Here is a 13023-nt window from a genome sequence, read left to right as displayed (position 1 = left end):
GTATCCGTCATGGATGACAGAGAATTGCCGCCACGGCTGGTCGTTGCTGATGCGGCTGCTTGGCGAGCGTGGCTGGACGCGCACGAGGATTCGGTCGACGGGGTGCGGCTGGTGTTGGCGAAGAAAGGCACGACGGTTCCGACGTCGTTGTCCTATGCCGAAGCGCTGGAGGAGGCCCTCTGCAGCGGCTGGATCGATGGGCGACGCAATGCAATCGACGACTCCACATTCCAGCAGCTCTTCACCCCACGGCGTGCCCGCTCGATCTGGTCGCAACGGAACGTGAAGATCGTCGGCGCTCTGATTGCGTCAGGAAGGATGCGGGCTCGCGGACATGCCGAGGTGGACCGTGCGAAAGCCGACGGTCGCTGGGAGCGGGCGTACCCTGGCCCGGCCGCGGCCGAGGTGCCTGCTGACCTCGCATCGGCGTTGGAGTGCTCACCCACCGCGGCGAAGCGGTTTGCTGAGCTGGATCGTGGTCGTCGCTTTGCGATCATCCACCACGTTCTCATTGCGAACAGCGCTTCCAGCCGAGCTCGACGGATCGCGAAATTCGTTGCAGACGTTGAAGAGAGAGCAGATGCAACCGGAGTCGATGATGTGGAGTCTCGCTAGTTCGCTGAGGGCGCCAATCGATGTGGTGGCCAGCAGTGGGGCCGGACTCCTGGGATAAACACCTCAGTGCCCGACTGCGGCACATCAGGACTTCGCTATGTCATTCATTCGGATGACATTGCCTGGGGCAATTCGTATTCTGCCGATGCGACGAAGTAATCTGCGGAAGTGACGACGCGACCATTACCGAGACGGGGCCATGTGCTCGCACTGGACTCGCCTGGGCGGCAAAGGTACTCCCACTGAGCCGACTTTCCGCTGTCGTCACCACCCATCACGATTCTTGATCGGAACTGCTCGTCGCCGACTTGTGGTTCCAATCCGCGTCACCGCCGAAGAGCTTTGCTGAACCCCACTGCCACTGCCACTGTCTCGTCCGATGGCGGTCCGCAGTCGGCAAGCGAGTGGATGTGACGTTTCTCGAAACAGTAGATACAAGGAGTATGACCCCATGAAGAAGTTGATTGCGGCTCTCGCTGGCGCTGCCACACTCGCTGCGGGAGCGGCTGTGCTCACCGCGCCGGCAGTGCAGGCCGCGACCATCTCCAGCAGTACGGCCAAGTATGTGTTCTGCAGTGCGAACCAGCACGCCAACAACATCACCTACTACGACCGGTACGGCATGGTCGACAAAGTCGTAAGCCTGAACAACAAGACCGACTCGAATCTCTATTGTGCGGCTTTCGAGGTCGGCATCGAGCCCGACTCCTTCGTCTGGTCTTCGATCGACAACGATCACTCGAGCTACGTCTACGCCGCGATCTACGAGGTCCACTATCCCTTGTTCTCGGGAAGCTCCGGCGTATCACCGCAGTACACCCTCATCGCCAGGGAAGAAAGTCGCGACAGCTACGGCGGATTCAACTACGCGATCGCGTCGTGACTGGGGCCTTGCTTGCTGAGCACGGTCTTCGGTATTGCACGCGCGGCCCGGGTTCAGGTTGCCGGGATCGGTCGTCAGGGTCCGCTTCTCGAGTTGATCATCGAAGGTTGCGCATGAAATTCCAGACAGCGGGTATGTGAGCGTACGTGCCCGGATCCATTGGGGATCCGGGCATGACGATCAGGAGAGCGCACACCACATGCACAGCATCGCCACCGGAGTCGAATTCGTTCGACGGCTCGACCACGCACAGAACTCCGAGATGTCGATCGTGCGCCACGAGTTCGGGCGATGGCTCGACTCTGTGATCGGGTCGGATCCGATGTGCGCCGCAGTGCTGTCTGCCACCGGCGAGGCGGTGGTCAACGCTTTCGAACACGCCTACCTCGACCAAGCAGGCCCCATCGAGCTGCACGCAACGATGCAACGTGCATATCAACGGCTGACTGTGCTCGTCCGAGATCACGGGCGGTGGCGCATCCCGCCCGCTCACCTGGACGCACACGGACACGGCCTCGCGCTGATCGACAAGCTCACCGCCGACAACGCTGTGCACAAGAGCGCCACCGGAACGACGATGTCGATGCTGTGGCATCTCGAGCCGCAAGCGTACTGACGACGTTGGGCCCGGAGATTTACCGCTGCCTTCGGTTCAGTGAATCCGGTCGATGAAGCTCTCGACGAGCGCGTTGTAGGCGGCCGGTTGTTCCATGTTCGGGTAGTGCGCCGCATGGTCGAGTGCGGCGCTGCGAGCATGAGGTATCGCGTCGAGGAACCGGTCCACGGTTGCTGTCAGGTCCGGTGAGTCGAGGGCGCCGTCTATGGCGAAGACCGGAACGTCGATCGTTCGTGCGCGAAATGCGAGATCGGAAACCGGAAGAAGGTAATCAGGTTCGGGGGCAGTGTGTTTGGAGAGCGTTCGAGTCGCCGCTTGTCGTAGTTTGTTGACGATACCTTGGTCGACCTCTTGGAGGGCACGGGTGGGGCCTGCAGCCCACGAGGTGAACGCATCCATCCACGCGGCCATATCTCCGCGTGCCAGTGCGGCTTCTTGGGCGTGCGCGACACGTTGCGACCACGGGTCTCGGTACTGAGGTTCACCGAGTCCGCGACCGCCGACCACCAACCCTGCGACCAGTGCCGGATGCTCTACCGCGGTTTCGATCGCGATCATGGCACCCATTGACACGCCGACGAGTACGGCGGACGGCAGGCCGAGGTGATGGAGGAGTGCTGCGACATCGTCGGCTTGCCGGAAGGGGCGGGTGGCGTTGGCGGAGTTGCCGTGTCCGCGGGCATCGGGAGCGATTACCCGGTATCGGTTCAACGCCGACAGTTGTGGTTCGAACATGGTGGAGTCCAGGAAGCCGGCGTGCAGGAGTACCACGGGTGGGCCTTCGCCGTGGGTGTCGCGATACGCCAGAGCGCCGTCGTCGGTGTCGAAGGTGAAGGAATCGTCCGCCGCAAACATGACAACCAAGTTGTCATAGTGGGCGTGTTTCGGCAACCCAGGTGTCATGATGGGGTCGTGGACGAGTCCTTGGCACCAGACGAATTGGCACCGCGATTGATGGAGGTATTTGCTCAAGTCGGGGTTCTGTACCGACGCGTCTATCGCAGGCTCGAGCAGGACGCGCTACCGCCGGGGATGTCGGTCGGCGTGCGCGCGGTGTGTGATCTGCTCACCGCGCACGAGCCGATGACCGTGCCGCAGATGGGGCGGGCTTTGGCAACGAGCCGGCAGTTCATTCAGCGGATGGTCAACGACGCTCTTACGCACGAGTTCGTCGAAACCCTCGAAAACCCACGTCATCAGCGCTCGCCGCTGATCGGTCTGACGGAGAAGGGGCGAGCGGCGATGGCGTCGACCCTCGACCGCGAACATGCTGTGCTGGAAGGAGTGGGTGGGAACCTCACGGACACCGATATCGACACGTGCCTGCGAGTGTTGCGGCACCTGGGTGAGCCATTCGTCGATGTCGATCTGGACGGTCGCTCCGGGTAACGCAGCATCACTCCTGCATCGAATCAGTGCACCGGCGACGCAGGTGCCTGATGTGCACTTTTGATCGGAAAGCCGCTCCATGGCGATAATCTCAGAGTTGCTGACCGTGTACCTCGACGGAATGGACCTGAGGGCGAGGGTGCTGAAAACGCCGCTTTGAAGGTGGATCGGCATCCACGACGTGCCAGGCCACCCGCTGCCGCGACGATCGAACGTTACAGCGGTGCCAGAACTCCGCTGTAACGTTCGATCAGCCACTCCACTGCGCCGATGCCGAATGCGATATCCCAGTTCATACGGCGGTCGTGGCACCGCCAGCGCGGTTGAGATTGACAGCCGCGTGAGGTCAGCCAGTTAGTAGATCGTCTGGTAGATCGTCGATCCAGTTGCGAATGTCTTCCATGACCACGCGGGGGCGCGGCGCCGCCGGATACACCCGAATCTCCCGGTACCGCGGGTGCTCGATCTCGAGGGCGGGCAGATCGAATTCCCTCAGACGGACCACCACGTACCCTGCAGCAAGCAGATCCAGGCTTTTTCGTTGGTCGACGAGGATCTTCGCGTCCGCGCGATGCCAGTAGGCGCCGTCATACTCGATCACCACCGTCTCCCCCTGATGGTCGATGCTGATGTCCGTCGTCCAGGACTTGCGCGAGGTGAACGCATCATCGGTCATGGTGATGCCGGACTGGGCCTCACCGAAAACCTCGACGGCGGCCGCATGGTGCTCGAGCTCGACACGCGATCTGCCTGGCTGCCGGTGAACCGGGCTTGCGACGCCGTTGGACCGCCCGCCACGCCGCGACATGCGGATGTTGTAGCAGATGGGACGACGATCCTCACGGGAGATAGTGGCCGCAACCTGCCGCTGATCGCCGAGGCCGATGATCCTGAGTTCGACGAGTGCGCCGAGGCAGCGTTGCACTTGGCGTTCGCTCATTCGGGCGTACCCGGCGAGGGTGCGCACCGACGGGTACGCGCCTTCGCCCTGTCGTGAGGCGTGGTTCGCCAATCCGAGGAGCACCAAGGTCAATGCCGGCGCAGACGGCATGCCGGGTGGAGTGGGGGAGGGGATAGCAGCGTATTTGAGTGCCCAGGCGATCGCTTCGATACTCACGATGACACCTGCGCATAGGTATGCTGACGCATGTTCGACTCCTATACAGTCGGACATCCGGCCCGTCGCGATGCCAGTCGCGGCGGGCCTTCTGTTCAGTTGTTCGCACACGTGTTCGTGCGCGTAGTTGATCATCTTGGCACCGGCGGCGGCGGGCGTCAACGATTTGCTCATATCCGTTCGGCTCGCGATGGTGCAACGGGGCACATAGGATCTTCTCGAGCATGGGCAGCATGAGGCTGTCGCCGCTGAGCCGAACGAGCAGCGTCTGCACAGAATCCTCCCCTAGACGTGCAGAGGCAGCTACCACGTCCGGCGCGCGAACCGCATGGTGTCGCGAAAGATTCGGAAAATCAGGTCGGTCGGCCAGCACCCACGCAAGATGGATGTATCCGACGCCGAGGGGAGACGATCGAAATCAGTAGCGTCAGAACGAACACCGTTGGAGAATCGGACGAGGTTTCCGGCGACGTGCTGCATTGTGCACAGCGCTTACACGGCATTGTCCAGCCGTATTCCTGGGGATCTCGAACTGCCATCGCAGATTTGACGGGAAGAACGTCTCCGAGTGAAGAACCCGAGGCCGAACTTTGGCTGGGCGCGCATCCGAACGGGCCTTCGGTACTGCAGTGTGGCGTCTCGCTGGCCGAAGCGATTTCGCGGTCACCGAAGGCAGCCCTGGGACCTGAATCCCTGTCGCGATTCGGTGAACAGCTGCCGTTCTTGTTCAAAGTATTGGCAGCCGAGTCTGCGCTGTCGTTGCAAGCACACCCGACGCTCGAGCAGGCACGCGCAGGTTTTGCAAGCGAAAACGCGGCCGGCATCCCGGTCGATTCGCCCGTGCGGAATTATCGCGACGACAATCATAAGCCGGAGCTCCTCGTTGCGCTCACAGAATTTCACGCCCTGGCGGGTTTTCGTGACGTACATACGACCGTTGCCTTGATCAGGGACCTCCGTGTATCGGCGCTTGTGGATTTCGCAGAGGAACTGTTGGTCGGTGGGTTACGCGACGTGTTCGAAAAGTGGCTGAAGCTGGGCGAGTCAGACGCTGCCGCCTTGCTATCGGCACTGGTAGAGGGCTGCGAGAGATACCTTGATGAGCGTCCGGCGGGCGACTTTGTGGACGAAGTCCAAACGTTGATCGACCTGGCAGAACAGTATCCGGGTGATTCGGGTGTGCTTGCGGCCCTGCTTCTGAACCGCCTGACACTGAATCCAGGCGAGGGGATCTACCTCGATGCTGGACATTTGCACGCATACGTGCGCGGCACGGGCATAGAAATTATGGCGAACTCCGACAATGTATTACGCGGGGGGATGACCGAAAAGAAAATCGACCGCGACGAGTTGATGCGCGTGCTCCGGTTCGATCCCATAGCGCCCCCGATCGTGCGAGCGGACCCGCTTGCGGATTCGTCGTGGAACGCGGAGATCTTGCATTACCCCACGCCCGCGCCGGAGTTTCGATTGCGACGTGTCGAAATCGACGGGGGCCGTGCTGTGGGATCCGACGGGGCGCGGAACTATGCACGTGGTCCTCAGATTCTCCTGTGCACGAAGGGTACGTGCAGGATCACGATCGAAAACGCAGAGGTCATCGGCTCTCAGCCCGAGTTTGTGGTGGCGCAGGGCGAATCGATCTGGGTACCGGCCGGCGCGACGGTTGGTTTTGCTTCGGTCGGCGCAGATTCGCAGGTGTTCATCGCTGCCGGCAGCTGATGAACCGTATTGTGAACGAGTCCGACACAGCCTGGAATATGAACGAGAGCGTTCCCCGGATCATATTGACCCGGGGAACGCTTGACTCCTCGGGACTGCGAGCATTAGCCCTTGTTGTTCATTTCCAGACGCTCGGAAAGCCACTTCCGTAGATCGGGCCCGTACTCATCGCTGTCGAGTGCTGTGTCGACGGCGGCACGGAGATAACCGCCGGGGTTGCCGAGGTCGTGCCTTGTCCCGCGATGCACGACGACATGGACCGGATGGCCTTCCTCGATCATCAGAGCGATGGCATCTGTCAGCTGCAATTCTCCACCGGCGCCCGGCTTGATACGACGAAGTGCATCGAAGATCTGCCGATCGAGCAGATAACGGCCGGCTGCCGCCAACGTGGAGGGTGCGTCGGCGAGCTGCGGCTTCTCAACCATGCCGAGCACCTTCATTACATCCGGATCGGCGATACCGGCGACCTCTTCGACGTGGAAGATCCCGTAAGAGCTCACCTGGCCCTTCGGGACGTCGATCGCGCACAGCACGGTGCCACCGTGTTGGGCGCGGACACTCGCCATCGTTTCCAGAATTCCTGAGGGGTGGACGAGGTCGTCGGGAAGCAGGACGGCGAACGCGTCCTCGTCGTCCGTCAACGATTGCTCGGCACACCCGACCGCGTGGCCGAGGCCCAGTGGGCGGTCCTGAATGACGGATTCGACTTCAAGCAGGTTAGGGGCGCGACGAACCTTCTCGAGCAGCCGGTGCTTGCCCTTGGCCTCCAGGTGGTTCTCGAGCACGAGATCATCGACGAAATGGGCTACGACGCCACCTTTCCCTGGCGCGGTGACAATCAATAGTCGTGATGCCCCCGAGTCTGCAGCTTCACAGGCGACCAACTCGATGCCGGGGGTATCGACCACCGGCAAGAGCTCTTTCGGGACGGTCTTGGTGGCAGGCAAGAATCGAGTCCCCATTCCAGCTGCCGGTACTACCGCCGTGCGGAATGCCTTGTGCACCCCCGCGTTTCCTTCCATTGTGGAACCTCGCCTCCCCAGTCGAGTGTGTTTTGTCCGGTACCCCGCGTTTCGGAAACAATTTCCGTCGCAGGCTAATGTGATATGAATCTCACCGACAATATGTTTACGCCGACGAACGCCATACCTACGGGCTCCGTTGGAACGAAGTCTATGCCTGACTGTCGCAGTGCGCGAGTCGATGCAGCGTCGAAAAGGTCGGATAGCCAGCCGTATTCCGCCTCCGGCCTTACGCTCGCCCTAATGCTGTGCCCTTCAGTACCGCCAAAAAGTTGCAACGTCGCGGGAAGCCTGAACCCCGGAACTGGTCGAGCGTCCAAGCTGCCGATCCGGGTAAGTAACGTTACAGTCTCATCCAGGGATGTCGAGGCGAGAAGACCGAGTCGTCCAGGTAACGACGAGCCTGAGTGCTCGAGCGGCAAGTGTGGGGTTATGTGGCTTGGGAGGGCCGCAAACTCGACTGCGCCGTACTAAGTGAACGCAGTGCATGTCTCGGGGAGGAGACAACAATGAGGGTGAACCCGTCGTGACCGCGGTCGGTGAAAAGCGGCAATCCGCTTCGGAAATCGGCGCAAGCAGCACGAAACCGACACTCGTCCCAAACCGTTCAAGCTCGAACGCGACGCGGTGGGAGTGGCAGTCCAAATACGTGCGCAGCTTGTTCTGGACGGATGCCCTTGTGGTTGTCCTGTCTGTCTTGCTGGCACATGTCGTGCGATTCGGCCAAGAGAACTTGCTGACTATGGAGCCGGTCAGCACACTCAACTACACCCTGATTTCGGTGGGGTTGGCAGTTGCGTGGCTGGTGAATCTACGGGTGTTTCGTACGCGATCGCGTCGAGTGATAGGGGCTGGCTACGACGAGTACCAGCGCATTGTGTCCAGCACTTTCCGGCTGTTCGGCTTCATCGCGATCGTGGCATTGGTCTTCCGCTTGGAGCTTGCCCGAGGGTATCTCGCAATTGCGTTGCCTGTTGGTCTAGCGGGGTTGCTGATTACTCGCTGGATGTGGCGGAAAGCTGTGGCGCGGAAGCGTCGCCGGGGTGAGTTCACGACGTCTGTCCTTGTCGTAGGCGGCGCGCGAGCAGTGCGGCACCTGAGCCGCACGTTCGATCGACAGTTCACCGACGGTTACCAGGTTGTCGGTGTGTGTGTCCCTGCATATTCAGGTGTGGTCGGGGATGAGATCGATGTGGATGGCCGGGCAGTGCCGATTCTTGGAGACGAGCACTCGGTTCTCGAGGCGCTGGCAGCATCGGGAGCCGACACTGTGGCAGTGACCGCGACAGAGACTTTGGGTCACGACGGCATCAAGGATCTGGTGTGGAAGCTAGAGCCGCACGACACCGATCTTGTGGTCGCTACCGGAGTGGTGGACGTATCCAGTCCGCGACTCGAAATGCGCCCGGTCGCTGGACTTCCGTTGATTCATGTCGAGAAGCCGAGCTATCACGGTGCGAAGCGAAGCGGCAAGCGGATTTTCGATTTGGCATTCTCTTTGGCGGCACTCTTGGTCTTAGCACCCATCTTCGCGGTGGTGGCGTTAGCGATCAAGTTGGACAGCAAGGGGCCGGTGTTCTATCGGTCTGAGCGAATCGGCCTGGACAGCAATCCGTTCGGAATGATCAAGTTCCGGTCCATGGTGACGGACGCAGACAGATTGGTCGAGACGTTGCTGACGCAAAACGAAGGCGCTGGCCTGCTATTTAAAATGCGCGAGGATCCGCGCGTTACAAGGGTAGGACGGGTGCTTCGTCGCTTCAGCATCGACGAGCTGCCGCAGTTCATCAACGTATTGCGCGGTGAGATGAGTGTCGTCGGCCCGCGCCCGCCACTGCGGCGCGAAGTCGAGAACTACGACGGTCGAGTCAAGCGGCGTCTTCTTGTTCGACCGGGAGTGACCGGCCTCTGGCAGGTCAGCGGACGCTCAGATCTGTCGTGGGATGAGTCGGTCCGACTTGACCTGTCATACGTCGAAAACTGGTCGATGATCTCTGACCTACTGATTATCGGGAAGACGGTCAAAGCGGTCGCCGCCAAAGACGGCGCCTACTAGTTCTGAATCGTTAACCAACCTAAAATCCGGAGCGTTCTCCATGAGTTGTCGTATAGCTGTGTTCGGTACCGGATACTTGGGTGCCACACACGCCGCTTGTATGGCCGAATTAGGGCATGAGGTACTCGGCGTTGATGTTGATACCTCTAAGCTCGCAAAGCTTGAATCGGGTGAGGTGCCCTTCTACGAGCCGGGGCTGGAAGATGTGCTCAAACGCAACGTCGAGAACGGTCGGTTGCGGTTCACCGCCTCGTACCAGGAAGCAGCTGATTTTGCGGATGTTCATTTTATCGGCGTTGGAACACCGCAGCGAAGAGGTGAACTTGCAGCCGACCTAACGTACGTGAATGCAGTGATCGACACTCTTGCTCCGCTTATTACTCGACCATCAGTAATATTTGGGAAGTCGACCGTACCCGTCGGAACGGCCCAGCGGTTGGGCGCACGAGCTCGAAAACTTGCGAACGCGGGAGTCCAGGTGGAGGTCGCCTGGAACCCGGAATTCCTCCGGGAAGGGTTTGCGGTGCAGGACACGCTTCATCCAGATCGCCTGGTCCTTGGTATTGACCAGGACGGCCCAGGACGAGCCGAGGATGTCGCTCGTGAAGTGTATGCAGATCTCCTCGCGGAACAGATTCCTTTCCTGGTAATGGATTTGGCTACCGCGGAACTGGTGAAGACCGCGGCTAACGCCTTCCTCGCTACGAAGATCTCATTTATCAATGCGATGGCTGAAGTCTGTGAGGCCGCTGGTGGTGACGTGACTCGTCTGGCGGACGCGATTGGCTACGATGCCAGGATCGGTCGCCGATTCCTCAATGCCGGAATCGGCTTCGGAGGAGGATGTTTACCGAAAGACATTCGTGCTTTTATGGCGCGAGCCGGCGAGATTGGTGCTGACGAGGCACTTACGTTTCTCCGAGAGGTCGACAATATCAATATGCGTCGTAGGACGCGAATGGTCGAGCTGACCCGTGAGGTGTTGGGAGGATCGCTGATTGGGGCACGCGTAGCTGTTCTGGGCTCGGCTTTCAAACCGGACTCTGACGACGTACGAGATTCCCCGGCACTGAACATCGCGGGTCAAATCCAGCTCCAGGGCGGGTCTGTCAGCGTGTTCGACCCGAAGGCGATTGAGAACTCACGACGGATCTTTCCCACATTGTCTTATGCAACGAGTGTGGAGGAGGCATGTGAGGGAGCGGATGCCGTGCTTGTGTTGACGGAATGGCAGCAGTTTCGGGACTTGGCGCCGTCGGATCTCAACTCGGTGGTCCGACGGCATGTGATTGTCGATGGACGTAACTGCCTAGACCACGCGCTCTGGTCTGACGCTGGGTGGGAGTGCCGAGCCGTAGGCGTGGCGAACCGTTAGGCCTATCGTTGGCCGCTCAGCATCTAAGGATTCGGTTGAGTGGGCCACTGGAGCAGTAACACTTTGCCAACGCCGGCGTCGACGGGCGTCTCGGGGTCGATCCCGACAATTAAGGAGAAAGGCAAGGGCTTTGAAGGCATCGCCGTGCATAGCTGATTCGCCTGACCCCAGAACGAGACCGACAGCGGGACGTCCAGGAAGTAGGTCGCGCGGCAGAACGAGAACAGGTCGGCTGGACAGGAGCAACGGAGCCGACCTGTTCGCGCGGGGTGCCGGATTACCGTTGTCGTGCTTCTCTTTGAGCGTAAGCGGCTTCGGTCGCGTCTTTGTGCGTCTGCCACCACTGCTCATGCGTGCGATACCACTCGATCGTCGCGGCCAACCCACTACGGAAGTCCTGGTAGACCGGGCTCCAGCCGAGTTCCGTCTTCAAACGGGCCGCGTCGATCGCGTACCGCAGGTCGTGGCCTGGCCGGTCGGTAACGAAATCGAACGCGGTCCTGTCTTTGCCGCACAGCTCCAGGACGGTTTCGACAACTGTGCGGTTGTCCGTCTCGCCGTCGGCACCTATGAGATACGTCTCGCCGATCACACCGTGGTCGATGATCGTCCACACCGCGCGGTTGTGGTCGTCGACGTGGATCCAGTCGCGCACGTTGGTGCCGGTGCCGTAGAGCTTGGGTCGAATCCCGGTCAGGACGTTGGTGATCTGGCGGGGAATGAACTTTTCCACGTGCTGGTACGGCCCGTAGTTGTTCGAGCAGTTCGAGAGGGTCGCGCGAATACCGAACGAACGCACCCAGGCGCGGACGAGCAGGTCGGAGCCTGCTTTGGTCGACGAGTACGGGCTCGACGGGTTGTAGGGCGTGTCCTCGGTGAACTTCGCCGAATCGTCGAGTGCGAGGTCGCCGTACACCTCGTCGGTGGAGATGTGGTGATACCGCACGTCGTGCTTGCGGACCGCCTCGAGCAGGGCGAATGTGCCGAGGAGGTTGGTGTGCACGAACGGGGACGGGTCGGCCAAGGAGTTGTCGTTGTGGGATTCGGCGGCGAAATGCACCACCAGATCGGCATCGGAAACAAGCCTGTCGACGAGGTCGGTGTCGGCCACGTCGCCTTCGACGAAAGTGATCGCGTCTTTCACCGGCGCGAGGGAGTCGAGGTTGCCGGCGTAGGTGAGCTTGTCGAGGACGGTGACCTCGACGTCGGGACGTTCGGAAATGGTCTGGTGCACGAAATTCGCGCCGATGAAACCGGCGCCGCCGGTAACTACAAGTTTCATGGAATTCAAACTACCGACTTTCTGCTTAAGTCGCTGACTTCGGATCGAGATAAAGGGTAACAGCATGCGCGGAATCATCTTAGCTGGTGGTACAGGATCACGGCTGCATCCCATTACATTGGGTATTAGCAAACAGCTCGCACCAGTGTATGACAAGCCGATGATCTACTACCCCCTCTCGACGCTCATACTCGCCGGTATACGGGATATCTTGATCATCACCACTCCAGAGGATGCAGGTGCCTTCCAGCGGCTACTGGGCGATGGAAGTAGATTTGGGGTCAATCTGGACTATGCGGTTCAGCGCACGCCGAATGGACTCGCGCAAGCATTTGTTCTAGGAGCGCGTCATCTTCAGAATGGTCCAGCGGCTCTGATCCTTGGAGACAACATATTCTACGGGCCACGGATGGGAGCACAACTAAGTCGCTTCAGCGGAATCGTTGGTGGCGCAGTATTCGCATACCATGTGTCGAACCCCAGCGCGTACGGGGTTGTCGAATTTGACGAAAAGGGTAGAGCGCTATCTCTCGAAGAAAAGCCCGGCGATCCTAAATCGCAATATGCGGTGCCAGGCCTCTACTTCTACGACAACGATGTCGTCGAGATCGCACGTCAGTTGAAGCCGTCCGCGCGCGGCGAATATGAAATTACGGACGTCAATAAAACATACCTTGAATCGGGTTCCTTGCAGGTAGAGATTCTGCCACGCGGAACTGCGTGGCTCGACACAGGAACATTTGAATCACTTCTTGATGCGTCTAATTACGTTCGAACGATTGAGCAGAGGCAAGGTATGAAAATAGGAGTGCCCGAAGAAGTTGCCTGGCGTCAGGGCTATATCGATGACGACGAGTTGCGCGCACTCGCTGAACCACTTGCGAAGTCGGGTTACGGTACTTACCTGTTGGGCATGCTTGAGCGTGGAAGGGAATTCTGAGGC

General features: G+C 60.0%; 12 protein-coding genes. 8 read left to right on the top strand and 4 right to left on the bottom strand.

Features of this window, described 5'->3' with window-relative positions:
• Positions 1 to 9: 9 nt before the first annotated feature.
• The 3 genes from ACSYG9_RS04680 to ACSYG9_RS04670 all read left to right on the top strand — a co-directional run bounded on the left by ACSYG9_RS04680 (position 10) and on the right by ACSYG9_RS04670 (position 2114).
• On the top strand, positions 10 to 615 hold the full coding sequence (locus ACSYG9_RS04680) for a YdeI/OmpD-associated family protein (protein ID WP_454841394.1): 606 nt from the start codon (positions 10 to 12) through the stop codon (positions 613 to 615).
• A 451-nt stretch (positions 616 to 1066) separates the two neighbouring features.
• Entirely contained in the window at positions 1067 to 1498 is a 432-nt protein-coding gene (locus tag ACSYG9_RS04675) for a hypothetical protein (RefSeq protein ID WP_454841392.1), read from the top strand.
• A 136-nt stretch (positions 1499 to 1634) separates the two neighbouring features.
• Complete coding sequence (locus ACSYG9_RS04670; protein ID WP_454841390.1) at positions 1635 to 2114, top strand: ATP-binding protein; 480 nt, start codon at positions 1635 to 1637, stop codon at positions 2112 to 2114.
• A 36-nt stretch (positions 2115 to 2150) separates the two neighbouring features.
• On the opposite strand, the gene ACSYG9_RS04665 is transcribed toward ACSYG9_RS04670, so the two are convergent.
• Positions 2151 to 2969, bottom strand: coding sequence for an alpha/beta fold hydrolase (locus ACSYG9_RS04665; protein WP_454841388.1), 819 nt, complete (start codon positions 2967 to 2969; stop codon positions 2151 to 2153).
• Between the two features lie 57 nt (positions 2970 to 3026).
• Between ACSYG9_RS04665 and ACSYG9_RS04660 the strand changes: the two genes are divergently transcribed.
• Positions 3027 to 3503: a MarR family winged helix-turn-helix transcriptional regulator gene (locus ACSYG9_RS04660; protein ID WP_454841386.1), complete on the top strand. Its 477-nt coding sequence runs from the start codon at positions 3027 to 3029 to the stop codon at positions 3501 to 3503.
• Between the two features lie 346 nt (positions 3504 to 3849).
• On the opposite strand, the gene ACSYG9_RS04655 is transcribed toward ACSYG9_RS04660, so the two are convergent.
• The gene (locus ACSYG9_RS04655) at positions 3850 to 4620 is read right to left on the bottom strand and encodes a helix-turn-helix domain-containing protein (RefSeq protein ID WP_454841384.1); all 771 of its coding nucleotides are present in this window, start codon (positions 4618 to 4620) and stop codon (positions 3850 to 3852) included.
• 474 nt (positions 4621 to 5094) lie between these two features.
• Here ACSYG9_RS04655 and manA point away from each other — a divergent pair, with 474 nt between their 5' ends.
• The gene (gene manA / locus ACSYG9_RS04650) at positions 5095 to 6342 is read left to right on the top strand and encodes a mannose-6-phosphate isomerase, class I (protein ID WP_440127538.1); all 1248 of its coding nucleotides are present in this window, start codon (positions 5095 to 5097) and stop codon (positions 6340 to 6342) included.
• A 104-nt stretch (positions 6343 to 6446) separates the two neighbouring features.
• Here manA and ACSYG9_RS04645 read toward each other — a convergent pair whose 3' ends face one another.
• On the bottom strand, positions 6447 to 7367 hold the full coding sequence (locus tag ACSYG9_RS04645) for a UTP--glucose-1-phosphate uridylyltransferase (protein ID WP_454841382.1): 921 nt from the start codon (positions 7365 to 7367) through the stop codon (positions 6447 to 6449).
• A gap of 487 nt (positions 7368 to 7854) precedes the next feature.
• Between ACSYG9_RS04645 and ACSYG9_RS04640 the strand changes: the two genes are divergently transcribed.
• Both ACSYG9_RS04640 and ACSYG9_RS04635 read left to right on the top strand, forming a co-directional pair.
• Complete coding sequence (locus tag ACSYG9_RS04640; protein ID WP_454841380.1) at positions 7855 to 9423, top strand: sugar transferase; 1569 nt, start codon at positions 7855 to 7857, stop codon at positions 9421 to 9423.
• Positions 9424 to 9463: 40 nt separating this feature from the next.
• Positions 9464 to 10798 carry a UDP-glucose dehydrogenase family protein gene (locus ACSYG9_RS04635; protein WP_454841378.1) on the top strand — a complete coding sequence of 445 codons (1335 nt, stop codon included), beginning with the start codon at positions 9464 to 9466 and terminating at the stop codon, positions 10796 to 10798.
• Between the two features lie 277 nt (positions 10799 to 11075).
• Here ACSYG9_RS04635 and rfbB read toward each other — a convergent pair whose 3' ends face one another.
• Positions 11076 to 12080 carry a dTDP-glucose 4,6-dehydratase gene (gene rfbB / locus ACSYG9_RS04630; RefSeq protein ID WP_454841376.1) on the bottom strand — a complete coding sequence of 335 codons (1005 nt, stop codon included), beginning with the start codon at positions 12078 to 12080 and terminating at the stop codon, positions 11076 to 11078.
• Positions 12081 to 12144: 64 nt separating this feature from the next.
• On the opposite strand from rfbB, the gene rfbA reads away from it, so the two are divergent.
• Entirely contained in the window at positions 12145 to 13020 is an 876-nt protein-coding gene (gene rfbA, locus ACSYG9_RS04625) for a glucose-1-phosphate thymidylyltransferase RfbA (RefSeq protein ID WP_454841374.1), read from the top strand.
• Positions 13021 to 13023: the final 3 nt, after the last annotated feature.

It is taken from the genome of Rhodococcus sp. SJ-2, from assembly GCF_053750035.1.
This window is presented reverse-complemented; position numbering and strand designations above follow the sequence as displayed.

Coding starts and splice junctions, on each gene's coding strand:
- ACSYG9_RS04665 (WP_454841388.1), bottom strand. CDS start 2,969: ATGTTTGCGGCGGACGATTCCTTCACCTTCGACACCGACGACGGCGCT.
- ACSYG9_RS04645 (WP_454841382.1), bottom strand. CDS start 7,367: ATGGAAGGAAACGCGGGGGTGCACAAGGCATTCCGCACGGCGGTAGTA.
- ACSYG9_RS04635 (WP_454841378.1), top strand. CDS start 9,464: ATGAGTTGTCGTATAGCTGTGTTCGGTACCGGATACTTGGGTGCCACA.
- ACSYG9_RS04680 (WP_454841394.1), top strand. CDS start 10: ATGGATGACAGAGAATTGCCGCCACGGCTGGTCGTTGCTGATGCGGCT.
- rfbB (WP_454841376.1), bottom strand. CDS start 12,080: ATGAAACTTGTAGTTACCGGCGGCGCCGGTTTCATCGGCGCGAATTTC.
- ACSYG9_RS04675 (WP_454841392.1), top strand. CDS start 1,067: ATGAAGAAGTTGATTGCGGCTCTCGCTGGCGCTGCCACACTCGCTGCG.
- ACSYG9_RS04640 (WP_454841380.1), top strand. CDS start 7,855: ATGTCTCGGGGAGGAGACAACAATGAGGGTGAACCCGTCGTGACCGCG.
- rfbA (WP_454841374.1), top strand. CDS start 12,145: ATGCGCGGAATCATCTTAGCTGGTGGTACAGGATCACGGCTGCATCCC.